We start from the raw sequence: 24,534 nt of genomic DNA, 5'->3' as shown, positions 1-24,534 counted from the left end.
CACCGATGACCACGGAGGGGGAGCGCACGACGACACCGGCGGCGGGGCGGGCCGGGCCCGAGGGGGCACCCGCTCCCCCGTCCGCCCGGCGGTCCACCGGGCGGGCCGTCCTCGGCCGGCTCTCCTGGGGCCTGGCCGACCAGGCCGCCTCCAGCCTGAGCAACTTCGCGGTGGGCGTCTACGTGGCCCGCTCGCTGGGGCCGACGGCGTTCGGCGTGTTCAGCCTGGCCTGGGTGACGTACGGCGTGGTGCTCAGCGTCTCCCGCGGGGTGGCCACCGACCCGCTCGTGGTGCGGTTCAGCGGGGTGCCGGAGGAATCCTGGCGCGGGGCGGTGGCCCGGTCGACGGGGACCGCGCTCGGCGTCGGCACCGTCATCGGCGTGGCGTGTCTGGCGGCCGGACTCGGGCTCGGGGGCCGGGTGGGGCCCGCGTTCGCGTGCCTGGGCGTCGTCCTGCCAGGGCTGCTGCTCCAGGACGCCTGGCGGTACGCGTTCTTCGCGGCGGGCACCGGCCGCAAGGCGTTCGTCAACGACGTCGTGTGGGGCGTCGCGCTGATCCCCGCCCTGGTGGTGGCGGCCCGGGTGGGCAGTGTGGGCGGCTTCGTGCTCGCCTGGGGCGGCTCCGCCGCGGTGGCCGCCGGGTACGGCTGCCTCCAATCCGGCATCCGGCCCCGGCTCACCGGAATCCGCGCCTGGCTGCGCGCGCACCGGGACCTCGGCTACCGGTACCTGGTCGAGAACGTCGGCGTCAGCGGCGCGAGCCAACTGCGGGCGTACGGGCTCGGCGTGCTCGTCGGGGTCGGCGCGGTGGGCGTGGTCCGGGGCGCGGAGCTGCTGATGGGGCCGTTCATGGCCATTCTGATGGGGCTCTCGCTGGTCACCGTCGCGGAGGCGGCACGGGTACTGCGGCGGGCCCCGCACCGGCTCGGCAGGTTCTGCCTGCTGCTCGGCGGCGGGCAGGCCGTCGCCGCGCTGCTGTGGGGCGGGGCGCTGCTGCTGATGCCGGACCGGGCCGGCGAGCTCGTCCTCGGTGACGTCTGGAGCTCCGCCTCGGCGCTGATCGTGCCGGTCACGCTGGGTGTCGCGGGCTCCGGTCTGGGCACCGGCGCGGCGGCCGGGCTGCGGGCGCTCGCCGCGGCCCGGCGCAGTCTGCGCTGCCAGCTGTTCGCCTCCGTCTGCTACGTGGGCGGCGGGCTCGGCGGGGCGGCCTGGGGCGGCACGGTCGGCTCCGCGTGGGGCGTCGCCGCCGCGACGCTCCTCGCCTCGGCCGTGTGGTGGCTGCAACTGCGGTCCGCCCTGCGCGAGCGGCACCACCCGTCCCCTTCCCGAAGCGATCCAGAAGTGAGCCAGCCGTGAGCCCTGAAGTGAGGACCCCATGACCGCGCAACCCAGGCTGAGCATCGGCCTGCCCGTGTACAACGGCGAGGAGTACCTGGCCGAGTCGCTCGACGCCCTGCTCGGCCAGACCTACGAGGACTTCGAGCTGGTGATCTCCGACAACGCCTCGACCGACGGCACGGAGGAGATCTGCCGCCGGTACGCCGCGAAGGATTCCCGCATCCGGTACCTCCGGCTGCCCCGCAACATCGGCGCCGCCCCGAACCACAACCACGTCTTCACCGAGTGCCGGGGCGAACTGTTCAAATGGGCCTCGCACGACGATCTGTACGCCCGTGACCTGCTGCGGGCCTGCGTCGAGGCGCTGGACGAGCACCCCGAGGTGATCCTCGCCCACTCCGGGCAGGCGGTCATCGACGGCGACGGCCACGTGAAGGTGCCGTACGCGTACACGCTCGCCACCGACTCCCCGCACGCACCGGAACGCTTCCGCAGTCTGCTGTTCGAGCCCGGCGGCGACGACTTCTACGGCGTCATGCGGGCCGACGTGCTGCGCCGGGTGAAGCCGCACGACAGCTACCACCACGCGGACCGCACGTTCGTCGCCGAGATCACCCTGCACGGGCCGTTCCACCAGGTGCCCGAGCTGCTGTACTTCCGCCGCGACCACCCCACGCGCGCGGAGCGGGCCAACCCCTCCAAGCGGTCCCGGTGCGTCAACCTGGACCCGCGCCGGGCGGGCTGGCTGCACCCGACGCCCCGGCTGCTCGCCGAGTACGTGTGGGGGTTCGTCTCGGCGGTGCGGCGGGCACCGCTGTCCCCGGCCGACCGTCGCGCCTGCTACCGCCACCTGGCGGCATGGATGGCGAGCCGGGCGCGGCCGGGGGCGGGCGAACGGGTCGAGGACCGCGCCCCCGACGTGCCGGACCGGCTCGCGGTCTCCGTCGACTCGCTGGTCGCGGGGCGCGAGGGCCGTGTGCCGCGCGCGGAGGGGCACGCGTGAGGGCCGTCCGCCCCGTCCGCGTCGGGGTGTTCGGGCTGCTCGGCTCCGGCAACCTCGGCAACGACGGGTCGCTGGAGGCCGTCCTCGGGTATCTGCGCACCGCGCACCCGGAGGCGGTGGTGGACGCGCTGTGCGGCGGGCCCGAGACCGTCACCGCCCGGTACGGCATCCCGGCGACGCGGCTGCACTGGTACCGCGGGGAGTACCGGACCGCGTCCCGGGCGGGCGCGATCGCCGGGAAGGGGCTCGGCAAGGTCGTCGACGCCTTCCGCACGGCCGCCTGGGTGCGCCGGCACGACGTGGTGATCGTGCCGGGCATGGGCGTGCTGGAGGCCACGCTGCCGCTGCGGCCGTGGGGGTTCCCGTACGCGCTGTTCCTGCTGTGCGCGAGCGGCCGGCTGCTCGGTACGCGGGTCGCGCTGGCCGGGGTGGGCGCCGCCCCGATCGGCAGCCGGGCGACCCGGGCCCTGGTGCGCCGGTCGGCGCGGCTGGCCGCGTACCGCTCGTACCGCGACGAGCAGTCCCGCGAGGCGATGCGGGCGATGGGCGTGGACACGGCGGGCGACGAGGTCTGCCCGGACCTCGCCTTCGCCCTGCCGGCGCCGAAGACGCGTTCGGCACCCCCCGGCCACGTGTGCGTCGGCGTCATGGACTTCCACGGGAGCGACGACGACCGCGACCGGGCCGAGGAGATCCACCGGCGCTACCTCGACGGCACGACCCGCTTCGTCCGGGCGCTGGCCGAGGAGGGCAGGCCGGTGCGGCTGCTCACCGGCGACGCGTGCGACGCGTCCGTGGTCGCCGCGATCCTCGACGCGGTGGACTCGCCGCTGGTCACCGCCTCCCCGGCGGCCTCGCTCGCCGAGCTGATGGCGGAGACGGCGGCGGCCGACGCCGTGGTGGCGACCCGCTACCACAACCTGGTCTGCGCGCTGCGGACCGGTACGCCGACGCTCGCCCTGGGCTATGCGGCGAAGAGCGACGCGCTCATGGACCGGATGGGCCTCGGCGCGTACTGCCACCCGGCCCGCGAGGTCGACGCCGACCGGCTGCTCGCGCAGTTCCGCGAGCTGGAGAAGCGGGCGCCGGAGCTGCGGCGGACCCTGGCCGAGCGGAACGACACGGTGGCTCGCCAACTCGCGCGCCAGTGGGCCACGTTGACGGCCGCCCTGTTCCCGGAAGCCCCTGGAACACCTGAGAATCCGCGAACCCCGCAGGAGGCCTTGTGAAGGCGACCGAAGTCCCGGCGATCGCCGGGGCGTTCCTGTTCGAACCGACCCCGTACGCCGACGAACGCGGCTTCTTCTGCCGCACCTTCGACGCCGACGTGGTCCGCTCGGTCGGGCTCGACCCGGACGCCTTCGTCCAGGACAGCCTGTCCCGCTCGGCCGGGGGCGTGGTGCGCGGGATGCATCTGCGCGCGGGCGCCGGCGAGGCCAAGCTGGTGCGCTGCTCCTACGGGAGGGTCTTCGACGTCGTCGTCGATCTGCGCCCCAACTCGCCGACGTACCTGGGCCGGGCGTTCCTCGACCTGTCCGGCGACACGCAGCGCACCGTGTACATCCCGGCGGGCTGCGCGCACGGCTTCCAGGCGCTGACCGACACCGCCGACACGTCGTACCGCATCGACCGCCCGCACGACCCGTCCGAGGACGTGACGATCCGCTTCGACGACCCCGAACTCGCCATCCCCTGGCCGCTGCCGGTCACGTCGGTGTCCGCGCGGGACCGGGAGGCGCCGAGCCTGGCCGAGGTACGCAAGCAGCTGGAGAAGTGAGGCCGCGGTGACCACCGAAGACTTCGAACTGCCCCGCTCCCGGCAGGCCAACGCGCGACTGCACGCGATGGTCCCCGGCGGCGCGCACACCTACGCCAAGGGCGACGACCAGTATCCCGAGGGCCTGGCCCCGGTCATCAGCCACGGCCGCGGCGCCCATGTCTGGGACGTCGACGGCAACCGGTACGTCGAGTACGGCTCCGGGCTGCGCTCGGTCAGCCTCGGCCACGCCCATCCGCGCGTGACGGAGGCGGTGCGGCGCGAACTGGACCGGGGCAGCAACTTCGCCCGCCCCTCGGTGGTCGAACTGGCGGCCGCGGAACGCTTCCTGGCGACGGTGCCGACGGCCGAGATGGTGAAGTTCGCGAAGAACGGCTCCGACGCCACCACGGCCGCGGTGCGGCTCGCCCGCGCCGTCACGGGCCGCGCGCGGGTGGCGGTCTGCGCCGACCACCCCTTCTTCTCCGTCGACGACTGGTTCATCGGTACGACGCCGATGTCCGCGGGGATTCCGGCGGCGACCACCGAGCTGACCGTGTCCTTCCCGTACGGCGACCTGACCGCCACGGAGGAGCTGCTCACCCGGTACGAGGGCGAGATCGCCTGCCTGATCCTGGAACCGGCGGCGGCGAGCGAGCCGCCGCCCGGCTATCTGGCGGGGCTGCGCGCGCTGGCCGACCGGCACGGCTGCGTGCTCGTCTTCGACGAGATGATCACCGGGTTCCGCTGGTCGGAGGCGGGCGCCCAGGGGCTGTACGGCGTCACGCCCGACCTTTCCACGTTCGGCAAGGCGCTGGGCAACGGCTTCGCCGTCTCGGCGCTGGCCGGGCGCCGGGAGCTGATGGAGCGGGGCGGGCTGCGGCACTCCGGTGAGCGGGTGTTCCTGCTCTCCACGACGCACGGGGCGGAGACGCATTCCCTGGCGGCGGCGATGGCCGTGCAGGTGACGTATGCCGAGGAGGGGGTCACCGCGCGGTTGCACGCGCTGGGCGAGCGGCTGGCCGCGGGGGTGCGGGAGGCTGCGGCCGGCATGGGGGTCGGCGACCACGTCCTCGTGCGGGGGCGGGCCAGCAACCTCGTCTTCGCGACGCTCGACGAGAGTGGGCGGCCGTCGCAGCCGTACCGGACGCTGTTCCTGCGGCGGCTGCTGGCGGGCGGCGTCCTGGCGCCGTCCTTCGTGGTGAGCGCGGCGCTCACGGAGGCGGACATCGACCACACGGTGGAGGTCGTCTCCCAGGCCTGCGCGGTCTACCGCAAGGCGCTGGACGCGGGCGACCCCACGCCGTGGCTCGGCGGCCGCCCGGTGAGGCCGGTGTTCCGCCACCGGGCGTAAGGCGGCTTCTTTCGCCCCCGCCGCCCCTACCCGTCCCATCCCCGGGGGCTCCGCCCCCGGACCCCCGCACGGGGCTCCGCCCCGTTTCGCGCAGTTCCCCGCGCCCCTGTCAGGGGCGCGGGGAACTGCGCGACCAGCCCCCACCCACCCGCACTCCCCACTCAACCCCACCCACCCGAGCTCTCCCGGGGTCCAAGGGGCGGAGCCCCTTGTGAGGACGGGAAGGGTAGGGGCGGCGGGGGCGAAGAACCCAGTCGGTCGGCCGACGCATCGATCAGCCACGCCGTGACCGGCGTCAGCGCCAGCGCCGTACACCAACCAGCCACCGTGTCCGTCGCGTAATGGGCCCCCAGGGCCACCTCCGCCCAGCCCATCACCGCACCGGCCACCACGGACGCGGCCAGTACGAGGAGCGTGCCGGCCGCCCTGCCGAGGCCGAGCCGGCCGACGGCGAGCAGCCCCACCGCGACGGCGACCGTCGCGGCGAACCCGGTGTGTCCACTCGGACAGGACAGGTTGCCGTCACCGTGGATCGTCCGCCCCACCACATGCTTGAGCACCGTCGTCACGCCTACGGTCACCACGGGCGCGACCACCACGAACACCGCCGCCCGCACCCACCGCCACCGCCACAGACACCCCGCCACGAGCAGCCCGACGACCCCCACCGCCCCCACCGGCTCTCCCAGGAAGTCCACGGCCAGCGCGATCCCCCGCCACACCCCCCGCACGCTGTCCGCGGTCGGCGGCACGGCCCACCTGTCCACCCGCCCCGGCCCACCGTCCCCCGCGTACCGCACCCCGAGCACGAGCACCACGAGCGCGGCGAGCCCGGCGACCGCTCCGAGCCACGGGCGCAGGGACGCAGGCAGCAGGCGCATGGGGCAAGCATGCCCCAACTTCCCATTTCCGCGCAGCCGTTGACGTCGTCAGGAGGAGGTATCTCAAGCAGAGGCGTCAGGCGAACACCGACAGCAGCAGCGCCATCAGCAGCCCGCACACGCTCACGATGGTCTGAATGGTGGTGTGCGACTTCGTCGCCTGCCCGAGCGTCATCCCGAAGGACTCCTTGACCAGCCAGAACCCGGCGTGGTTCACGTAGTTGAGGCCGATCGAGCCGGCGCCGATGGCCACGACGAGCAGCGAGGTGTGCAGGCTGCCGCCGTCCTGCGCGAGCGGGGCGAGGATGCCCGTCGCCGCGACGATGCCCACCGTGGCGGAGCCGGTGGAGAAGGACAGCAGCAGCGCCAGCAGCCAGCCCAGCACGATCAGGTTGATGTGCAGGCCGGAAGCGGCGGACTCGATGGCCTCGCCGATCCCGGAGTCCTTCAGGACCTGGTTGAACGCACCGCCGCCCGCGATGATCAGCAGGATGCCCGCGACGGCCTTCAGGCTGTCGGTGAGCGCGGAGCGGATCTCCTCGGTGGGCAGACCGCTGCGGTAGCCGAGCGCGAACAGGGCGAAGAGGAAGCCGGCCAGCATGGCGATCACCGGCTCGCCGGTGAAGACCAGGGCGTGGCGCACCTGGCTCGACTCGTCGAACGCGAGCTCCGCGACCGTGCGCAGCAGCATCAGGACGACGGGCACGAGCACCGCGGCGAGGGCCCAGCCGGTACGCACTCCGTTCTTCGGCGCCACGGCGTCCGCGGCGGTGTCCTGGTCACCGTCCTCGCTCCCGGCGAACTTGGCGATCAGCTCCGGATCGGGCCGTACGTCAAGGCGCGGGGCGATCCACCGGCCGTACACCGGCCCCGCGACGATGATCGTGGGTATCGCGCAGACCAGTCCGACGCCGATGCTCAGGCCGAGGTTGGCGTGCAGTCCCTCCACCGCGACCAGCGGGCCGGGGTGCGGGGCCACCATGCCGTGCAGGGTGGCCAGCGCGCCGATCGCGGGCGCGGCCAGATACACGTACGGGGACCCGTCGTACCCGTGCGTGCGCTCCAGGCGCCGGGCCACGCTGAAGATCAGCGGGAGCAGCACGATGAGGCCGATCTCGAAGAACATCGGGATGCCGATGACGAAGGCGGCGCCGGTCACGTACCAGGGCAGCGCGCGGGGGCTCGCGCGGTCGACGATCGCCCGGGCGATCCGGTCCGTGGCACCGGACGCGGACAGCAGCCGGCCGAGCATGGCGCCGAAGGCGAGGGTGACGCCGACGTCGCCGAGGATGCCGCCGGCGCCCTCCTCCAGGGACTCGGCGATCTTCTCCACCGGCTGTCCCGCCGCCAGGGCGACGCCGACGGAGACGGTCATCAGGGCGATGAAGGGGTGGAACCGGAGCCGCGAGTTGATCAGCACGATCAGTGCGGCGATGGCCGCGGCCAGGATGAGCAGCAGGGTCCACGTGTGCCCCGTCACAGCGCGCCGCCCGGCCGGCCGTGGGTGCCCGTGGGCAGGGGTGCGGGGGTGAGTGTTCTCGTCATTGAAGAACTCCTGGTAGGCGGCTCGCTTCGTACCGGCGGGAAGCTATCGGCCGGGCGCGGCGCGGCTCCAGATTGTGCGCGTAACCCGTGAAACCGCTGTTCCGCGCGTTTCGCGCGTTCTGTGCACGGCCTGGCCTGCCGTCCGTCGGGTTACTGTCGGGCGGGTGAGGATGGTCGAATCGCCGGGTGGTGGACGGGCCGGCCGGGGCCGGTTCGGCAGGGTGCGGCTGCGCACCCAGGTGCTGCTCCTGCAGTGCGCGGTGGTCGCGGTCACGCTCGCCGCCGCGTTCGCCGCCATCGCCTACTCCAACGAGCACCGGCTCGACCGCGAGTACCAGCACCGCGCGCTGGCGGTGGCGCGGACGGTGGCCTCCGAGCCGTCGGTGCGCAGCGGTGCCGCCGCGTACTCCGCGGCCAACGACCGGCCGGGCGGCGGCGCGGCGCACACCGCGCGGGCCACGCTGGCCGCCGGTCCGGTGCAGACGGTGGCCGAGGCGGTGCGGGTCAGGACCGGGTTCCTGTTCGTCGTCGTCACGGACGACCGGGGCATCCGGCTGGCCCACCCCGAGCGGGCGCAGCTCGGACGGGAGGTGAGCACCGATCCGTCCTCCGCGCTCTCCGGGCACGAGGTGCTGGCCCGGCACCGGGCCCACCTCGGTGACGAGGTGGTCGCGAAGGTGCCCGTGTACGCGCCGGGTTCGACGACGAAGGTGGTCGGCGAGGCGAACGCGGGGCTCGCGGTGTCCGCCGTGCGGGCGCAGTTCCTGCGTGTCCTGCTGGGCGGACTGGGCTGGCTGACGGTGGCGCTGCTGCTCGGTGTCGCCGCGTCCGCGCTGCTGGCCCGCCGGTGGAAGCGGCTCACCCTCGGCCTCGAACCGGAGGAGCTGGCCGGGCTGGTCCAGGAGCAGGAGGCGGTGCTGCACGGCATCGGCGAGGGGGTCCTCGCGCTGGACACCGACGGCCGGGTCGCGGTCGTCAACGACGAGGCGCGCCGGCTGCTCGCGCCGGACATCGCCCCCGGCACGCACCTGGACGACCTGGGGCTGACCCCCCGGGTCGCCGAGGCGGTGCGCAGCCCCGCGCCGGGGCCGGTGATGGCGGCCGTCGGCGAGCGGGTGCTGGTGCTGTCCTGCCGCCGGGTGCGCCGGGACGGGCGCGAGCTGGGCACCCTGCTGACGGTCAAGGACCGCACCGACGTGGAGTCCCTGACCCGTCAGCTCGACGCGGTGCAGGCGATGGGCTCGGCGCTGCGGGCGCAGCGGCACGAGTTCGCCAACCGGCTGCACGTGGTCTCCGCGCTGGCCCGCGGCGGGCATCTCGCGGAGACCACCGAGTACATCGACACGATCCTCGGCACCGGCGGGCTGGGCGAGGCCCTGCCGGGTCTGGACGCGGTCCGCGACCCGTATCTGCGCGCCTTCCTGTCGGCGAAGGCCGCGCAGGCGCGGGAGAGCGGGGTGACCCTGGTGATCGGGGGCGCCACCTGGGTCGAGGGCACCCTGGCCGCCCCCGTGGACGTCACCACGGTGTGCGGCAACCTCGTCGACAACGCGATCGACGCCGCCCGCCACGGGCAGCGCACGGCGGCCCTGGTCGAGGTGGAACTGATGACCGAGGACACCACCCTGCTGATCACCGTCGCCGACACGGGCGACGGCGTCTCCCTCTCCCCACCGGAGGACGCCTTCCGCGAGGGCGTCTCCACCAAGGACCACAGCCCGGTCCTCGGCGGCCGGGGCATAGGCCTCGCCCTGTCCCGCCAGATCGCCCGCTCCCGGGGCGGAGAGATCCACCTCGCGGAACCCGGCGGCCCACCGGACGGCCCTGCGGCCGGACAGCCGCACAGGGCCACCGCGGAGGCCGTCGTCCGTGGCGGGGCCGTGTTCGTCGCCCGGTTGCCCGGGGTCATGGAGGTGCGGGTGTGAGCGATCGTCCGACGTACAGGGTGCTCGTCGTCGACGACGACTTCCGCGTCGCCGGTGTGCACGCGAGCCTCGTCGCGGGTGTGCCCGGCTTCGTCGTGGCCGGTACGGCGCACACCGCCGCCGCGGCGAGGGAGGCCGCGGCGCCCGTCGACCTCGCGCTGGTCGACGTCTACCTGCCCGACGGCTCCGGGTTGGACCTGCTGCGCGACCTGGACTGCGACGCGTTCGTGCTCAGCGCGGCCGCCGAGGGCCCGGCGGTGCGCCGCGCGCTGTCGGCGGGGGCGCTGGCGTATCTCGTCAAACCGTTCCCGCCGGAACTGCTCGCGGAGAAGCTGCGCGGTTACGCCCGCTTCCGGCGGCTGACGGAGGCCGAGTCCATGGACCAGGACGCCGTCGAGAGCGCGTACGCCGCCCTGCGGGAGACCGCGCCCCGCCGCCCCACCGTGCGCACGGTGACGGGCGACGCGGTCCTCGCGGCCGTCCGCGACTCCCCCACCCCGCTCTCCGCCGGCCAGGTCGGCGAGCTGATCGGCGTCTCCCGCGCCACCGCCCAGCGCTACCTCGCCTCCCTCGTCTCCGCGCATCTGCTCCGCATGAGCCTGCGCTACGGGACGACGGGGCGGCCGGAGCAGGAGTACCGGGTGCCGTGACCGCCGGGCAGGTCCGGCGCCCGGCCCACGGTCACCGCGCCGCGGAACGGATCCGCGGAGACCGTCGCCATCGTGTCGAGCGCCCCGTCGGGGACCGGCAGCAGATGCGCGTCGACCCAGGTGTCCCCCGCCGGCGTGTGCGCCCACGGGTCCTCGATGACGACGGCGCCGGGCACGGTGCCGTGGCACAGCACCCAGTGCGGCACGTCGAAGCCCTGCATCCCGGCGAGGGAGATCAGGAGGAGGACGTGTTCGCCCCGGTCGAGCGCGGCCCGGATCGCGGTCAGGGGGAAGGGGGCCGTGTCGACCGGGACGCCGAGTTCTGCCGCCCGCGTGCGTGACGTGCGCTGGAGCAGGGCACGCCACTCCCGCTCCTGTGGCGGGAGGTGGTCGAGGAGGACGGGGCGGTCCGTGTCGAGGTGGACGGTGACGGGGACCGACGGCCACGCCCGGCGTACGGCGACGCCCAGTCCGACGGGTTCGCAGGAGGGGAAGTTGGTCGCCTCGCGCCACAGCGTCAGCTCCGCCTCGCGGTCCAGCGCCGCCCCCGGCAGCGTCCCGGCGTGCGCCGCCGCGACCAGGGCGGTGACGGCGCCGCACGTGAAGTGCGTGGTCTGCCGGTAGTACGGAGGCTCCGGCGGCTCCGCCACCGTGCCGCCGTCGTCCAGCCGGCGCACGTACCCCGCGTCGGGTCCGGCCGCGTGGCCGGCCGGGGTGAGCGGCGGGCGCAGCGGGGTGAAGCCGGCGGCGGCGGCGTCCTCGGGACGCGCCGTCCACCCCTCCCACTTGACCTGCGCGAGCCCTCGGCCGCGTGCGTGGGCGACGACGGCGTCCACGACCGCCGGCACGTCACCGACGGCGTCGACGATCTTCACGTACGCCGTGTGCGGGCGCGCGGTCACGAGCGCGGCGCCCGCCCACTCCGCGCCGTCGTCCCCGGAGACGGCCACGAGGCGGGGGACGTGGTGGGAGCGGTCGGCCGTGTGCCAGCGCTCGGGCACCGCGTGGCGTCCGAGCCGTTTCAGCAGCTCCGGTGACGTGTCGTGCGTGAACGGGACGACAGTGCTTCGCACGGGTGTTCCTTTCCGGGTGGCCTGGCTCCTGAGCGGGGCGCGCGGCCTCATGCCCGGGACCTCCGCAGCATCCACACGAAGTACGGCGCCCCGACCAGCGCGATCATCAGCCCCGCCGGGATCTGCGCGGGTGCGACGAGCGTGCGGCCGAGCGCGTCGGCCACGCAGACCAGCACCGCGCCGAGCAGCATCGCGACCGGGATCGCACGGCCGTGCCGGGCGCCCACCAGGGACCGGGCGAGATGCGGGGCGACGAGCCCCACGAACCCGACGACGCCGACGGCGACGACACTGAGCGCCGCGAGCACCGCGGCGACGCCCAGCGCGGTCAGCCGGGTGCGCTCGACCCGGACGCCGACGAGGCGCGGGGTGTCCTCGTCGACCGCGAGCAGGTCGAGCCGCTCGCGCATGCCGAGCAGCACGGGCAGCGCGAGCGCCAGGGCCACCGCGACGGGGACGACGTCGGACAGCGTGCGGCCGTACGTCGTACCGGAGAGCCAGGTGAAGATGCGGGGCGTGTTGTACGGGTCGGCGCGCAGCAGCAGGAAGGTGGTGACGGAGCTGAGCCCGTACCCGCAGCCGATGCCGATCAGGACGAACCGGTCGGGCAGGAAGCCACCGCGCCAGGACAGCACGGTGATCACGGCGAACGTCGCGAGCGCCGCCGCGACCGCGACCGTGATGAGCACCGGCCGGCCGCCGGGCAGCCCGGACGTGACGACGCTCGCCGCCCCAAGACCGGCGCCCGCCGTGATGCTGAGCACCCCGGGCTCCGCCAGCGGGTTGCGCACCGCGCCCTGCACGGCGCACCCGGCCAGCCCGAGCGCGGCCCCGGCGAGGACGGCGGCGGCCACGCGCGGTACCCGGTCGTCGAGCGCCTGCCCGATCAGTTCCGGGGCCCCGCCCCGGGCCCACAGCAGGAGGTCCCCGGTCCGCAGCCACAGGCTCCCCGCGAGGACCGCGACGAGGGCCGCCGCGATCAGCAGGGCCGCTCCGCCGCCCACGACGAGGAGGTACGCGCGGCGTGAGGCCGCGAGGATCCGCGTGTGCGACGCCGTCGGGGCCCGGCCCGTGTCGCGCAGGCGCAGCGCGAGGACGACGATGACGACGGAGCCGAGCAGCGCGGTCGGCACACCGGTGGGGATGGCGGCGGCCCCGTCCGCGCCCTGCACGGCGCGCAGTACCGCGTCCGCGAGCAGGATGAGCAGCGCGCCGAGCAGCCCGGCCGCGGGCACCGCGTACAGGTGCCGGCGCAGCGCCCGTACGCGCCCCGCGAGCAGCCGGGCCAGGACGGGCGCGCCGAGGCCGACGAAGGAGATCGGGCCCGCGAGGGTGACCGCCGTGCTGGTCAGGAGTACCGCGCAGAGCACGGCCGTCACGCGGGTGCTGCGGATCGGCACGCCGAGGCCAAAGGCGGCGTCGTCGCCCAGGCCCATCACGTCCAGCCGCCGGGACAGCGCCAGGGCCAGGCACAGCACCACGGCGACGAGCGGCCAGGCGCGGACGGAGGCGTCGATGTTCAGCTGCGCCAGCGAACCGCTCCCCCAGGCGAACAGGCCGGTCGTGTTCTGGTCGAACAGGATGAGGAGCGCCCCGGTCGCCGCGTCCAGGGCCATCGCCGTCGCCGATCCGGCGAGGACGAGCCGGGTGCCCGTGGTGCCCGCGGCACGGCCCGTGAGGAGCAGTACGAGCGCCGCCGCGACCAGCCCGCCGGCGAAGGCGACGGCGCCCGACGCCCACAGCGGGACGGTGAGGCCGAAGGCCGCGACGAGGGTGAGGGTGAAGTAGGCGCCGGCCGTGACCGCGAGGGTGTCGGGCGAGGCGAGGGCGTTGCGGGTGACGGACTGGAGCAGCGTTCCGGCGGCGCCGAGCGCGAACCCGACGGCCACCCCGGCGAGCAGCCGCGGCAGCCGCGAGCCGATGAGGATCTCGGCGACCGGCGCCCCGCCGCCCTGCTCCCGTTCCCCGGTGAGGTACCGCACCAGGTCGCGGACGCCGACCTCCGACGTGCCCTGCGTCAGGTGCCACATGCCGACGACGGCGACGACGAGGACGAGGCCGGTGAGGACGGCCGCCCCGCCGGGCCCGCCCCCGCGCTCGGCGCGCGGCGGCGGGGTCCCGCCGGAGGGCGGGGCCGGCGGGGTGCGGACGTCCGACGGGGTGCTCGTCTGCGGGGAGGCGCTCACTTCTTGTCGAGCACGTCGACGTACGCGTCGATCGCCTGCTCGCAGGAGCGCGGACCGCCGGCGCCCCAGACACGCGCCGGGAAGGAGTGGGCGCGGCCGTCCTTCACGGCCGGGAGGGTCTTCCAGATCGGGTTCTTCTTCAGCGCGGCGACATAGCCGCCGGCTCCTTCGTCGTTGGCGTAGAAGAGGTTGGCGTCGCCCACCGCGGTGAGTCCCTCGACGTCGGTCTGGGCGAGTCCGTAGGAGGGGTCGACGCCGCCGTCGCCGTGGTCCTTGTTGACGGCGTCGGTCCATGCCGGCTTCATGCCGAGTTCCTTGCCGATCTCGGTGAACAGGGCACCGTCGCTGTAGGGGCGGACGGTGAGGTTGCCGCCCTCGAGCCAGCCGTCGAAGAACAGGAAGTCCCTGGTGGGCAGGTCGGCGTCGGTGACTTGCTGCTTGGCGGTGGCGAGGTGCTGGTCGAATTCCTCGAGCACCTGGTTCGCGCGCGCGGTGCGGCCGGTCGCCTTGCCGATCATGCTGAAGACGTCCCGCATGTTGCCGATCGGGTCGTCCGGGTCCGCGCCCTTGGTGGCCAGCACGGGGATGCCCCGCTTCTCCAGCTTCTTGAGCGTCTCGTCGTCGTCCTTGAACGCCTCCACGACGACGAGGTCGGGCTTGGCCGCGTAGAGGGTGTCGAGGTCGGGCTCCTCACGGGTGCCGATGTCGGTCACGCCCTCGGGCAGCGTCTCGGCGCTGACCCAGGTGCGGTACCCCTTGGCGTCGGACACGGCGGTGGGGGTGACGCACAGGGTCAGCGCGTCCTCGACCTGCTGCCACTCCAGGACCGCGATCCGCCGGGCGGGCTTGTCCAGGTGCACCGTGCGGCCCACGCCGTCCGTGAGCGTGACCGGCCCCGTGGAGGTGGCCGTGGTGTCCGAGGCGCAGTCCTTCGACGCGGGCGAGGCGCTCGCCCCGCTGTCCGCCGCGGCCTCGGCCTTGTCGACGTCGGTCGTGCCGCAGGCCGTCGCGGCGAGGAGTGCGAGCCCGGTGGTGGCGGAGGCCGCCAGGCGGCGGGCGCGGTTCATGAGGGTCCTCTTTCTGCGCTGTGCTGTGGTGTTGCCGTGGTGTGCGGGGCGGCAGAGGGCAGCACCGTGCACGTCGAGCACCAAGTAAGGGTTACCTAACTCGACGAAGGCTATATTCCGCTCGGCGGGTCGACAATCAGGAGTTCTCGACACGCGATACGGGATTCCGGACACCGTCTCGGGTCGCATCGGAGAATGCGCCCGGCGTGGTCCCCATGACCCGTCGGAAGGCGGCGATGAAGGTGCTGGGCTGCGCGTAGCCGAGCGCCTCGGAGACCGTCGTCACGTCGAACCCCTCGGAGAGGAGCGTCAACGCCCGGTGGACGCGCAGCATCTGCCGCCACTGCGCGAAGGAGAGCCCCGTCGCGGTCCGGAACGCGCGGGTGACCGTACGGTCGCTGATCCCCAGGAACAGCGCCCACTCCTCCAGCGAGCGGCCGTCGGCGGGATCGTCCAGCAGGGCTTCGGCGATCGCGTCGATCCGGGGGTCGTTGGGCAGGTGCAGGGCGAACTGCCGCTCGGCGGGCCGGAGTACGTCGAACACGACCGCCTCGGCCCGCGCCCGGGCGGCCTCGTCGAGGTCGGTGCGGGAGAGGTGGGTGAGCAGCGACTCGAGCAACGGCGTCATCGCGATCGCCCTGGGCTCGCCGAAGGCGAACGGCGTGCGGTCGGGCGCGAAGAAGGCGTCGTGGAACCGCGCCCCCGCGGTCGCCCGGCCCCCGTGCACGACTCCGGCGGGCATCCACAGCCCGTGCCCCTCGGACACGGTGAAGACGCGGTCCCGCACACGGGAGGTCAGCGTCCCTCCGCGCACCCAGACGAGTTCGTGCAGGACGTGCGAGTGCGGCGCCCACTCGGTGGGCACGCGGGGGATCCGGAACCCGGCGGTGATGACGGCCGGGGCCGCCGTCCGTTCCGGCACCTCCGCGGCCCGCCGCACCACGGTCCCCGCCTCCCGCCGCCACATCCCGGGGCTCGCTTCACCGGGGGACGACGGAACCATGCGAAGGAGTCTATCGGGGACAGAACCGGCGCCGGGGCGACGGTCACGCACGCCGGCACCGTGCGATCGCCGCGCCGGTCCGGGTGGGCCGGTGCGGGGGGGGCTGCCCGCACCGCGCCGGCACGGCCGTCGTACGCTGCGTCGGTGATCCGGCGGGCAGGGCGACCGGCCGCACCCGGGGGTCCGACGGAACCGGCCCCCGTGCCCACCGGGAAGGGAACAGCGACGATGACGAGCGACGACGACCCGGTGCTCGACGATCCGGTGGGCCGCTCGCTCGACGGCCGGCACGCGCGCTTCGCCCGCCGACTGGGCCGGGCCGCCACCTACACCCCGGACGTGGCGACCTTCTCCTCCGTCTGCACGGACCCGAGCGCGAAGGACTGGGCCGACCTCGCCGAACTGCTCGGCCCCGGCGCCTTCGCCGACATGTTCAACTGCCCGGCCCTCCCGCCGTCGGACTGGGAGCCGGTCTTCCGCCTCGACGGCCGCCGCATGCTCTGGCACGGCGGCGACCACCTCGACCTCCCGGCCCCCGGCCCCGACGTGGTCGAACTGGGCCCGGAGAACACCCCCGAGATGCTCGCCCTGGTGTCGCGCACCGAACCCGGCCCCTTCTGGCCCCGCACCCGCGAACTCGGCACCTACCTGGGCGTCCGCGTGGACGGCACCCTGGTGGCGATGGCCGGAGAACGCCTGCGCCCGCCGGGCTGGACGGAGATCAGCGCCGTCTGCACCGCCCCCGAGGCCCGCGGCCGCGGCCACGCCGCCCGCCTCGTCACCACGCTCGCCGCCCGCGTCCTGGCCCGCGGCGACCGCCCCTTCCTGCACGTGGCCGAACGCAACACGGGCGCGCGCGCACTGTACGAACGCCTCGGGTTCAAGACCCACGGCCAGGTCACCTTCCGGGGGTTCCGCACCCCCGGCGCACACTGACGGACGAAGGAGCACCCACATGACGCAGACGCTCACCCCCATCCCCACCGCCGACCTGGTCGACCAGTACGGCGGCGCACTGCGCGTCTGCGACCTGCAGTTCCGCCAGTTCGGCGCGCACCGCGGCTTCGCGGGCCGGGTCCGCACCGTGTCCTGCCACGAGGACAACGGCCTGCTCCGCGACCTGGTCCACTCCCCCGGCGAGGGCGCCGTCCTCGTCGTCGACGGGGGCGGCTCCCTGCGCACGGCCCTGGTCGGCGACCTCCTCGCCGGCGCCGCCCAGGACAACGGCTGGGCCGGCCTCATCCTGCACGGCGCCGTCCGCGACACCGTCGCCCTCTCCGAACTGCGCCTCGGCATCAAGGCGTTGGGCACCATCCCGCGCAAGAGCGCCAAGGCCTCGTTCGGCACCGTCGACACCCCCGTCACCTTCGGCGGCCTCACCTTCCACCCCGGCGACACCCTCCACGCCGACGACGACGGCATCGTCCTCCTTCCCTAGGGCGAAGTCCCGCCCCGGGACCGGGCCTTGGCGGGCTCGGCGATTCGGCCACCGTCGGCCCGGCTGCCGGTCCCGCAGCCGCACGGGGCGACACCCCGCAGCCCCCGGCGCGCGGGCGGCGGCGGGGTTGCCGATACGGCCGAAATACGTGTGTTCGAAAGCCCCGTCCGCTCGTTGAGCCGTGGGAACGGGAGCTGCCGTACCGCCGTCAGGGGGGCCACGTTGACTTCGGCCAGGACACCAGCACCCGCGGGAGGCCCGCGGTGAAGAAGATCTTCGGACGCGTGCGGATGGCCGAACCGGAGGTCTCGGACGCCGAGCGGGAACTGTTCGGCGGTCCGCTGCGCTACGACATGGGCTGGTCCGAACACGAGAGCGCCTGGCTCGACCTGACGATGATGTCGGCGCTGCGCTCCATGCCGAGGCTGGTGGGGGCGACCCTGCGGATGGCGTGGCAGGCGGATCGCCGCGCGCTGCTGACGGTCGCCCTCTGCGAGATCGGACAGGGGCTCGCCGCGGCGGTCGGACTGCTCGCGGTCAACGCCGTCATGCACGCGCTGCTCGGCTCCGGCACCCCCGGGCAGCGGCTGCACGCGGTCCTGCCCGGGCTGTTCGCCGCCGCCGGGGCCGCCGTCGTCAACTCGGGCCTGGCCGGCTGGTCCACCTCGCGGGCGGGCCGGCTGGAGCCGCTGGTGGAGCGGATCGCGACCACCCAGTACCTGGCCGCCGCCGCGTCGGTCGAGCTGGAGGCCATCGAGGACCCGGAGTTCCGGCGGCTCATCGACATCGCCCAGTACGGCGCGAGTTCCGCCCGCCGCATGATCGGCGCCTGCGTGGCCGCGCTGAACGGAACCATCTCCCTGATCTCCACGGCCGGCGTGCTCACCCTGCTGCACCCCGTGCTCCTGCCGATGCTCGTCCTGATCGCGGCGCCGCGCGGCTGGGGCGCGATGCGCGTGGCGCAGGAACGGTACGTGTCGATGATGAACTGGGTCGAGCACGTGCGGGCCGGCCGCCTCCTCGGCAACCTGCTCACCGAGCGCACCGCAGCCCAGGAGGTGCGCCTGCACGCCGTCGGGCCGTTCCTGCTCAGCCGGTACGAGCGGATGGCCGAGAGCGCCGAGGCGGAGCAGGAACGACTGGCCGCCGGCAAGGCCGTCACCGAGTGGGTGGCCGCCGCGCTCTCCGGCCTCGCCATGGCGGCGACGTACGCGGCCATGTTCGCGCTGATCATGAGCGGGCACATGAGCCTGGCCGTGGCCGGGACGGCCGTCGTCGCCGTCCGGTCCGGCTCGGCGGGCCTGGGGTCGCTGGTGATGAACGTGAACCAGCTGCACGAGGAGTCCCTCTACGTCCGCGACCACTCCCGGTTCCTGGACGAGGCGGCACGCCGCACGATCCCCGGCGGGGGCGATCCCGTCCCGGTACGGGTGGAGAGGGTCGTCCTCGACGGGGTCGGCTACCGCTATCCGGACCGGGAGACCCCCGCCCTGGAGGACGTGTCCCTGACGCTGCCCATGGGCTCGGTCACCGCCGTGGTCGGCGAGAACGGCTCCGGCAAAAGCACGCTGATGAAGGTGGTGTCGGGGCTGCTGCTGCCGCAGAGCGGGACCGTGCGGTGGGGGTCGTGCGACCTCGCCGCCCTGGACCGCTTCGAGGTCTTCGAGCGCGTCTCCCTGCTCACCCAGGACTTCGAACGCTGGCCCGTGACGGCGGCGTTGAACATCCGGATCGGCCGTCCCGCCCGGCCGGCCGGACCGGAGGACCTCCAGCCGTCGGTGGACTACGCGAGCGCCGGACCGGTCATCGCGAAACTCCCCGACGGCCTGGGCAGCCTGCTGGCGCGGATGTTCCGCGGCGCGAGCGAGCTGTCCGGCGGCGAGTGGCAGAAGATCGGGCTGGCCCGGACCCACTGGCGCAGCTCCACCTCCGACGCCGACGGGGTGCTGCTGGTGGACGAGCCGACCTCCGCCCTCGACCCGGAGGCCGAGATCGCCGCGTTCGACCGCATCCGCCGGCTGGCCGCCCCGAACCGGGCCGTCGTCCTGGTCACCCACCGCATGTCCGGCGTCCGTCACGCCGACCGCATCTACGTCCTGCACCGCGGACGGCTCGTCGAACAGGGCAGCCACGACGAACTCATGGCCGCCCGGGGCCGCTACGCCGCGATGTTCGCCGCCCAGGCCGCCCAGTACGCCCCCACACCCACGGTCCCCGGCCCCGCCTCATCCGCCTCGCCCGTCTCCCCTGCCGTCGCCGACCCCGCGTGACCTGTCGTCACCGGGCCGGCCCGGCGGGTGGTGCGGAGCCCGTGGGGAGGACGTGGTCGACGGCTTCGCGTGGCGCGGGGTGTACCGACCTGGCCGAACGGATCGCGCTCACGCGCGGTGCGCCGGTGGCGCCCCACCCTCCCGCGAGGGTCGCTCGGGCAGGGGCCGGGGACGGACCGCGTGTTTCATCACGATGGTCGAGTTCAGGCTGCGTACCCCCGGCAGATGGATGAGCACGGACTCGTAGAGCTGCTGGTACGACGACAGATCGGCCGTGACCACGCGGATCAAGTAGTCCGGTTCGCCGAAGAGACGCTGGGCCTCGATCACCTCGGGGACCTCGGCCAGGGCCGTATCGAATGCGGTCACCGCGTCGGGGCGGCTGAGCGTGGCGAAGACCAGGACCTCGAACCCGAATCCCACCGCTGCGGCGTCGACCACCGCGCGGTAGCCCCGGATGACCCCGGCCGCCTCCAGTTCCCGGACACGTCGCTGACAGCGGGAGACGCTGAGCCGGACCTTGTCGGCCAGATCGGTGAGCGTGATGCGTCCCTCGGCTTGCAGCAGGGCAAGAATCCTGCGATCCATCGCATCCATGCGCGGAATCTTAGCCACTCAACGCGGATGGCGGGCAAAACTCACAAACACTTTGCCCAGTGTTGTGGCTAGCATCCAGCCATGGCAACCGATCCCCTCCGCGCTGACCGGAAACGACGGGCCGTTCCCGCCACAACCACCGGATCGGCTTTCGACACCGTCATCGACCGCAAGAACAGCAACTCCATGAAGTGGGCCTCCGCCCGGCAGTTCCTGACCGCCGACGAGGTCGCGGCCGACCCGCTGCCGATGTGGGTCGCCGACACCGATTTCAAGGCTCCCCAGGTCGTCATCGACGCGCTCCACCAGGCCGTGGACCACGGCGTCTTCGGATACCCCGGTGGCGCGACGGACAGTTACCTCGATGCCGTGACCGGCTGGCAGGCCAGGCGGTTCGGCTGGGAGGTGCCCCGGGAGTGGGTGATGCAGACCGCCGGCATCATCACCACGCTCAAGACGGCCGTGCAGGCGTTCTCCGCGCCGGGTGACTCGGTCCTGATCCAGCCGCCGGTCTACGCCCACTTCCACGACGACGTGCTGCTCAACGGCCGCCACCTCGCGCTCGCACCGCTGGTACGGACCGACGACGGCTACCGCTTCGACGCCCGGACGTTCGAGGCGGCCATCCGTCCCGACACCAAACTGTTCATCCTCAGCCACCCCCACAACCCCACCGGCAACGTGTGGAGCGAGGAGGAACTGCGGACCATGGGCGAGATCTGCACCCGTCGCGGCGTCCTGGTCGTCTCCGACGAGATCCACCAGGACCTCCTCATGAACCCGGAGAAGAAGCACATCCCGTTCGCCTCCCTCGGCGAGGAGTTCGCGCGCAACAGCATCACCTGCACCGCACCCAGCAAGACGTTCAACCTCCCGGGCCTGCAGAGCGCCAACGTCTTCGTTCCCGACCCCCGGCTGCGCGCGGAACTGGCCCGCCAGTACGACCGCAACATGTTCCCGCTGGTCAACGTGCTCGGCATGGTGGCGGCCGAGGCCGCCTACGCGCACGGCGAACCCTGGCTGGAGGAGATGCTCACCTACCTGCGCGGCAACCACGCCCACTTCGCCCAGTCGGTCAACTCCGCCACTGCCAAGGTGCGGGTCCTGCGCGCCGACTCCCTCTACCTGGCATGGATGGACTGCCGGGGGCTGGGGATGGACGCCGCGTCACTCGACAAGTTCATGCTCACCAAGGCGCGGCTGTGGCTGGACAAGGGCCAGAAGTTCGGCGCCGAGGGCCACGGCTACATGCGGGTGAACCTGGGCTGCCCCCGCTCCACGGTCGACGAGGCCGTCGACCGGCTGCTCACGGCCGTCGACAACCTCTGAACACCGCACGGGCAGCAAGGCGACGGCGGAGCCGCTCCACCGCGCCGTGCCCGGCGTCGGCCATACAGAGCGGTGATGGGGGCATTCGGCTTCGTCTCCTACCGGCTCGCGGTGCGGCTCCCTACAGTGGCGGCGGTGCGCCGCCACCGGCCGCGCCGTCCGAGGCACGCGGAGCTCCCTCCGCCGTGACCCGGACCCCACAGACCGGACCGGACGTCCGAAGGAGAGCCGTGCACGAACTGCAGGCGCTGTTGCGTGAGTATGACCGTGCCCGCGGTTACACCGACGAGCTGTGGCGGGACCTCACGCCGGACGAGGTGGTCTGGCGCCCGCGCGAGGACTTCAGCGCCATCGGCTGGCACCTCGGGCACCAGGCGCACGTCGCCCACTTCATGATCCGCAACCTCACGGCCGCCGAGCCCAGCCCGGACCCGGAACTGGACGGACTCATGGACTCGGCCAACCCGGAGAAGTTCCGCGGCGCCCTCCCGACGGTGGAGCGGCTCGCGGCCTTCCGGGACACCGTCGCCGACCGGGTGCACGCCCGCATCGGTGACATCGCGGCCGGGAAGGTCGGCGCTCCCACCCAGATGACCGTCGTCGCGACACATCTGCTGACCGCTCTGATCAACCACGAGTACCAGCACGACCAGTGGATCGGCGAGGTCCGCGCCGAACACCTCGGACACGCCCTGCCCACCGACCCGGACTCCGACCATGTGCGCCGTATCGACGGCTACCTGTGCCTGCACCCCTATGCGTGACATGCGCGGCTGCGGGCGGCCCGGCACCTACCGGACGTGACGTGACGTGTCGTCGGTTCTTCTCCGGCTCCGTGCGATGGCCTCGGTGACGAGCTCCGCGCGAGCGCGGCGCGGTCTTCTCGCCCTGCTGTCGCTGCTCGTCGTGCTGAGCGCGTGGGCATGCGGAACACGCGCTTTCGACGCGGGCGCGGGGCTGCCGGGTCCCCGGACGGTGACCGCCTCGGCGGATGCGGTGGCCCAGGGACCGGTCCATGCGACCGCCACGGTGCGACCGGGCTCCTCCCGGTGCGATACGCCCAGCACACCGGCCCCGTGCAGGAAGGTGCTCCTCGCTCAGCCGGACGCACGCCTCCCGGAGACGACGGAGCCGGTGGCCCGGACGGCCGCCGTGACCGCCACCGGGCTCGAGACGGTCTCGGCCGACCTGTGCCGGGACGTGGCGACGTCGGGACTCTCCCCGCCGGCGGGTCGGGCCGTAGCCGACCGGATGCGGATCTAGGCCGGAGGCTCGCGCGTTCTCACGCGTCGCGCGCCGACCGGCCGTCATTCGGTCACGGCCCGGCGCACGGCCACAGCGCTGTGCGCCCACCGCTGTCCGTCACCCGCACACCGAGCACGAGGTCGTCTCCGTCATGCCGTCTTCCTCCCTCGTCGGCGGCGTCCTCTTCATCCTGCTCGGCGTGGTCTTCCTGCTGTTCGACGGCACGGCGGCGCTCCCCTCCCCGGTCAGCGTCGAGACCCGGGCGAGGCTGGAGGAGCGCGTCGCACGTCTCGGCAGCGCCGTACCGGACCGCGTCCTCCTGCTCGTCCTGGCCGCGGCCGCCGCGCTCACCGCCGTCGTCCTCCTGGCACGCCGGGACGGCCCCCGGCCGGAATCCCGTGCAGGGACGGCTCCCGGCCGCAATCCCGTGCCGAACGATCCCGGCACGGTCTCTGACCCCGGGCCGTCCCTCCCGCACGCCCTTCTCCCCACTCGACACCCCCACTCAACCGACCCGCCGAGGAGCGCCGACACGTGAGCACGCCACAGGACACAGCCCCGACGCCGTGGCAGGAGCAGGCCCGAGTGCGCGCGGTGCAGAAGCGCACGGTCCGGGTCCTGTCCGCGGCGCAGATCGTCGGCGGGGTCGGGGTGGGCGTCTCGGTGTCGGTCGGCCCCCTGCTCGCGGAGTCCGTGGCCCAGAGCGAGACCTACGCCGGTCTGGCGCGCACGGCGACCACGGCGGGCGCCGCCCTGGTCGGCATACCGCTCGCTCTCCTCGCCCAACGGCGCGGCCGCCGGACCTCTCTCGGAGCGGGATGGCTCGTCGCCGCAGCCGGCGGGGGTCTGCTCATCGCCTCGGCGGTGAACGGGTCGATCCCTCTGCTGATCGTGGGCATGCTGCTGTTCGGCGTCGGCAGCGCCACCAACCAGCAGAGCCGCTACGCCGCCGCGGACCTGGCCGCGCCGCACCGGCGGGCCCAGGCGCTGTCCATCGTGCTGTGGTCCACGACGATCGGCTCGGTGATCGGGCCCAACCTCGCCGATCCCGGTGCCGCCGTGGCGTCGGCTCTGCACCTTCCGCGCCTGGCGGGGGCGTTCGTCCTGGCCACCGTGTGCACGGCAGCGGCATCGGCTCTGCTGTGGGGCCTGCTGCGTCCCGACCCGCTCACGCTGTCCCGCCGCCACCAGGACGCCGACACACCCGGGGAAGAGGACGCGGTCATCCCGGCGGCCCGAGCCGAGGCCGCCGTGCGGAAGAAGGATTCGCCCCACGGGATGGTGCGTGCGGGCCTGCGGCACCTTCGCCGCACACCGCACGCGGCCTTCGCGTTCGTGACCATCGTCGTGGCCCAGACGGTCATGGCGGCGGTCATGACGATGACCCCGGTCAGCATGTCCGAGCACGGCCATGGGCTCACCGTCGTCGGCGTCACCATAAGCGGTCATCTGCTGGGCATGTACGCGTTCTCACCGCTCGTCGGCCGGCTCTCCGACCGGATCGGCCACCTGGCGACCATCGTGGCCGGGCAGGCGGTGTTCCTCGTGTCCGCCGCGCTGTCGGGCCTGGGCCGCGACTCGGTCGGCACGATGATGGCAGGGCTGTTCCTCCTGGGACTGGGCTGGTCCTTCAGCCTGGTGGCCGGCTCGGCCCTGCTCAGCGAGAGCACGCCCGCCGCACTGCGGCCCGGCGTACAGGGCACCACGGACACCGCGATGAACGTCGTCGCGGCCGTGGGCGCCGGCCTCGCCGGGCCCCTGACGGGCTGGGCCGGCTTCGGCGTGCTGAACGCCGTCGCCGCCGTCCTGGTCCTGCCTGTGCTCGCCTGCTGGGCGGTCCTCGTGCGCGCACGCTGAACCGGCCACGGGCGTCGG

General features: G+C 73.9%; 22 protein-coding genes. 15 read left to right on the top strand and 7 right to left on the bottom strand.

Translation table 11 applies throughout. From position 1 onward, the window contains the following. The first annotated feature begins 5 nt into the window (after nucleotides 1-5). Genes OIE12_RS25390 through OIE12_RS25370 form a run of 5 tightly spaced genes read left to right on the top strand, consistent with a single transcriptional unit; the run spans nucleotide 6 to nucleotide 5,450 of the window. Nucleotides 6-1,355, top strand: coding sequence for a hypothetical protein (locus tag OIE12_RS25390; protein WP_329139077.1), 1,350 nt, complete (start codon nucleotides 6-8; stop codon nucleotides 1,353-1,355). Between the two features lie 19 nt (nucleotides 1,356-1,374). Continuing rightward, complete coding sequence (locus OIE12_RS25385; RefSeq protein WP_329139075.1) at nucleotides 1,375-2,340, top strand: glycosyltransferase family 2 protein; 966 nt, start codon at nucleotides 1,375-1,377, stop codon at nucleotides 2,338-2,340. Next, nucleotides 2,337-3,569: a polysaccharide pyruvyl transferase family protein gene (locus tag OIE12_RS25380; RefSeq protein WP_329139073.1), complete on the top strand. Its 1,233-nt coding sequence runs from the start codon at nucleotides 2,337-2,339 to the stop codon at nucleotides 3,567-3,569. Before OIE12_RS25385 ends, OIE12_RS25380 begins: the two co-directional genes overlap by 4 nt. Next, entirely contained in the window at nucleotides 3,566-4,117 is a 552-nt protein-coding gene (locus tag OIE12_RS25375) for a dTDP-4-dehydrorhamnose 3,5-epimerase family protein (RefSeq protein WP_329139071.1), read from the top strand. Before OIE12_RS25380 ends, OIE12_RS25375 begins: the two co-directional genes overlap by 4 nt. 7 nt (nucleotides 4,118-4,124) lie before the next feature. Beyond that, nucleotides 4,125-5,450, top strand: a complete 1,326-nt coding sequence (locus OIE12_RS25370) for a glutamate-1-semialdehyde 2,1-aminomutase (protein WP_329139069.1) — start codon at nucleotides 4,125-4,127, stop codon at nucleotides 5,448-5,450. Between the two features lie 161 nt (nucleotides 5,451-5,611). Here the strand turns inward: OIE12_RS25370 and OIE12_RS25365 are convergent, their stop codons facing one another. Then, nucleotides 5,612-6,331 (bottom strand): phosphatase PAP2 family protein, encoded by a 720-nt coding sequence (locus OIE12_RS25365; protein WP_329139067.1) that lies wholly within the window; start codon nucleotides 6,329-6,331, stop codon nucleotides 5,612-5,614. 76 nt (nucleotides 6,332-6,407) lie between these two features. Beyond that, nucleotides 6,408-7,811: a GntP family permease gene (locus OIE12_RS25360; RefSeq protein ID WP_329139065.1), complete on the bottom strand. Its 1,404-nt coding sequence runs from the start codon at nucleotides 7,809-7,811 to the stop codon at nucleotides 6,408-6,410. A gap of 235 nt (nucleotides 7,812-8,046) precedes the next feature. Between OIE12_RS25360 and OIE12_RS25355 the strand changes: the two genes are divergently transcribed. After that, nucleotides 8,047-9,801, top strand: a complete 1,755-nt coding sequence (locus OIE12_RS25355; protein ID WP_329142200.1) for a sensor histidine kinase — start codon at nucleotides 8,047-8,049, stop codon at nucleotides 9,799-9,801. After that, a complete protein-coding gene (locus OIE12_RS25350) occupies nucleotides 9,798-10,451 on the top strand; it encodes a response regulator (RefSeq protein WP_329139063.1) in 654 nt (217 codons plus the stop codon). The genes OIE12_RS25355 and OIE12_RS25350 overlap by 4 nt, the downstream gene beginning before the upstream one ends. On the opposite strand, the gene OIE12_RS25345 is transcribed toward OIE12_RS25350, so the two are convergent. From OIE12_RS25345 to OIE12_RS25330, 4 genes are all read right to left on the bottom strand, one after another. Then, nucleotides 10,406-11,575 (bottom strand): peptidase C39 family protein, encoded by a 1,170-nt coding sequence (locus OIE12_RS25345; protein WP_329139061.1) that lies wholly within the window; start codon nucleotides 11,573-11,575, stop codon nucleotides 10,406-10,408. The two genes, OIE12_RS25350 and OIE12_RS25345, sit on opposite strands and share 46 nt — an antisense overlap. Continuing rightward, on the bottom strand, nucleotides 11,572-13,710 hold the full coding sequence (locus tag OIE12_RS25340; protein WP_329139059.1) for an iron ABC transporter permease: 2,139 nt from the start codon (nucleotides 13,708-13,710) through the stop codon (nucleotides 11,572-11,574). Before OIE12_RS25340 ends, OIE12_RS25345 begins: the two co-directional genes overlap by 4 nt. Further along, nucleotides 13,707-14,777 (bottom strand): iron-siderophore ABC transporter substrate-binding protein, encoded by a 1,071-nt coding sequence (locus tag OIE12_RS25335; RefSeq protein ID WP_329139057.1) that lies wholly within the window; start codon nucleotides 14,775-14,777, stop codon nucleotides 13,707-13,709. Before OIE12_RS25335 ends, OIE12_RS25340 begins: the two co-directional genes overlap by 4 nt. A gap of 136 nt (nucleotides 14,778-14,913) precedes the next feature. Continuing rightward, nucleotides 14,914-15,780 carry a helix-turn-helix domain-containing protein gene (locus OIE12_RS25330; protein ID WP_329139055.1) on the bottom strand — a complete coding sequence of 289 codons (867 nt, stop codon included), beginning with the start codon at nucleotides 15,778-15,780 and terminating at the stop codon, nucleotides 14,914-14,916. Nucleotides 15,781-16,008: 228 nt separating this feature from the next. Here OIE12_RS25330 and OIE12_RS25325 point away from each other — a divergent pair, with 228 nt between their 5' ends. From OIE12_RS25325 to OIE12_RS25315, 3 genes are all read left to right on the top strand, one after another. Further along, nucleotides 16,009-16,716, top strand: coding sequence for a GNAT family N-acetyltransferase (locus OIE12_RS25325; RefSeq protein ID WP_329139053.1), 708 nt, complete (start codon nucleotides 16,009-16,011; stop codon nucleotides 16,714-16,716). A gap of 19 nt (nucleotides 16,717-16,735) precedes the next feature. Then, nucleotides 16,736-17,218 carry a ribonuclease E activity regulator RraA gene (gene rraA / locus OIE12_RS25320; RefSeq protein WP_329139051.1) on the top strand — a complete coding sequence of 161 codons (483 nt, stop codon included), beginning with the start codon at nucleotides 16,736-16,738 and terminating at the stop codon, nucleotides 17,216-17,218. Nucleotides 17,219-17,481: 263 nt separating this feature from the next. Next, nucleotides 17,482-19,488, top strand: a complete 2,007-nt coding sequence (locus OIE12_RS25315) for an ATP-binding cassette domain-containing protein (protein ID WP_443053900.1) — start codon at nucleotides 17,482-17,484, stop codon at nucleotides 19,486-19,488. A 108-nt stretch (nucleotides 19,489-19,596) separates the two neighbouring features. Here OIE12_RS25315 and OIE12_RS25310 read toward each other — a convergent pair whose 3' ends face one another. Continuing rightward, complete coding sequence (locus OIE12_RS25310) at nucleotides 19,597-20,085, bottom strand: Lrp/AsnC family transcriptional regulator (RefSeq protein WP_329139049.1); 489 nt, start codon at nucleotides 20,083-20,085, stop codon at nucleotides 19,597-19,599. 81 nt (nucleotides 20,086-20,166) lie between these two features. On the opposite strand from OIE12_RS25310, the gene OIE12_RS25305 reads away from it, so the two are divergent. From OIE12_RS25305 to OIE12_RS25285, 5 genes are all read left to right on the top strand, one after another. Then, nucleotides 20,167-21,414, top strand: coding sequence for a MalY/PatB family protein (locus tag OIE12_RS25305; protein WP_329139047.1), 1,248 nt, complete (start codon nucleotides 20,167-20,169; stop codon nucleotides 21,412-21,414). Nucleotides 21,415-21,644: 230 nt separating this feature from the next. Beyond that, nucleotides 21,645-22,178 (top strand): DinB family protein, encoded by a 534-nt coding sequence (locus tag OIE12_RS25300; protein WP_329139045.1) that lies wholly within the window; start codon nucleotides 21,645-21,647, stop codon nucleotides 22,176-22,178. Nucleotides 22,179-22,500: 322 nt separating this feature from the next. Next, nucleotides 22,501-22,677: a hypothetical protein gene (locus tag OIE12_RS25295; RefSeq protein ID WP_329139043.1), complete on the top strand. Its 177-nt coding sequence runs from the start codon at nucleotides 22,501-22,503 to the stop codon at nucleotides 22,675-22,677. Between the two features lie 133 nt (nucleotides 22,678-22,810). Further along, a complete protein-coding gene (locus OIE12_RS25290) occupies nucleotides 22,811-23,197 on the top strand; it encodes a hypothetical protein (protein ID WP_329139041.1) in 387 nt (128 codons plus the stop codon). Then, nucleotides 23,194-24,516 (top strand): MFS transporter, encoded by a 1,323-nt coding sequence (locus OIE12_RS25285; protein ID WP_329139039.1) that lies wholly within the window; start codon nucleotides 23,194-23,196, stop codon nucleotides 24,514-24,516. Before OIE12_RS25290 ends, OIE12_RS25285 begins: the two co-directional genes overlap by 4 nt. The last annotated feature ends 18 nt before the right edge of the window (nucleotides 24,517-24,534 follow it).

The sequence above is a fragment of the Streptomyces sp. NBC_00670 genome (assembly GCF_036226765.1).
Classification (GTDB): Bacteria; Actinomycetota; Actinomycetes; order Streptomycetales; family Streptomycetaceae; genus Streptomyces.
The sequence above is the reverse complement of the archived record's forward strand: the minus strand, read 5'-3'. Positions and strand labels throughout refer to the sequence as shown.

Excerpts from the sequence above, each read along its gene's own strand:
- OIE12_RS25390 (WP_329139077.1), top strand. The coding sequence starts at position 6 with ATGACCACGGAGGGGGAGCGCACGACGACACCGGCGGCGGGGCGGGCC.
- OIE12_RS25385 (WP_329139075.1), top strand. The coding sequence starts at position 1,375 with ATGACCGCGCAACCCAGGCTGAGCATCGGCCTGCCCGTGTACAACGGC.
- OIE12_RS25365 (WP_329139067.1), bottom strand. The coding sequence starts at position 6,331 with ATGCGCCTGCTGCCTGCGTCCCTGCGCCCGTGGCTCGGAGCGGTCGCC.
- OIE12_RS25355 (WP_329142200.1), top strand. The coding sequence starts at position 8,047 with ATGGTCGAATCGCCGGGTGGTGGACGGGCCGGCCGGGGCCGGTTCGGC.
- OIE12_RS25345 (WP_329139061.1), bottom strand. The coding sequence starts at position 11,575 with ATGAGGCCGCGCGCCCCGCTCAGGAGCCAGGCCACCCGGAAAGGAACA.
- OIE12_RS25335 (WP_329139057.1), bottom strand. The coding sequence starts at position 14,777 with ATGAACCGCGCCCGCCGCCTGGCGGCCTCCGCCACCACCGGGCTCGCA.
- OIE12_RS25330 (WP_329139055.1), bottom strand. The coding sequence starts at position 15,780 with ATGGTTCCGTCGTCCCCCGGTGAAGCGAGCCCCGGGATGTGGCGGCGG.
- OIE12_RS25325 (WP_329139053.1), top strand. The coding sequence starts at position 16,009 with ATGACGAGCGACGACGACCCGGTGCTCGACGATCCGGTGGGCCGCTCG.
- rraA (WP_329139051.1), top strand. The coding sequence starts at position 16,736 with ATGACGCAGACGCTCACCCCCATCCCCACCGCCGACCTGGTCGACCAG.
- OIE12_RS25310 (WP_329139049.1), bottom strand. The coding sequence starts at position 20,085 with ATGGATGCGATGGATCGCAGGATTCTTGCCCTGCTGCAAGCCGAGGGA.
- OIE12_RS25305 (WP_329139047.1), top strand. The coding sequence starts at position 20,167 with ATGGCAACCGATCCCCTCCGCGCTGACCGGAAACGACGGGCCGTTCCC.
- OIE12_RS25290 (WP_329139041.1), top strand. The coding sequence starts at position 22,811 with ATGCCGTCTTCCTCCCTCGTCGGCGGCGTCCTCTTCATCCTGCTCGGC.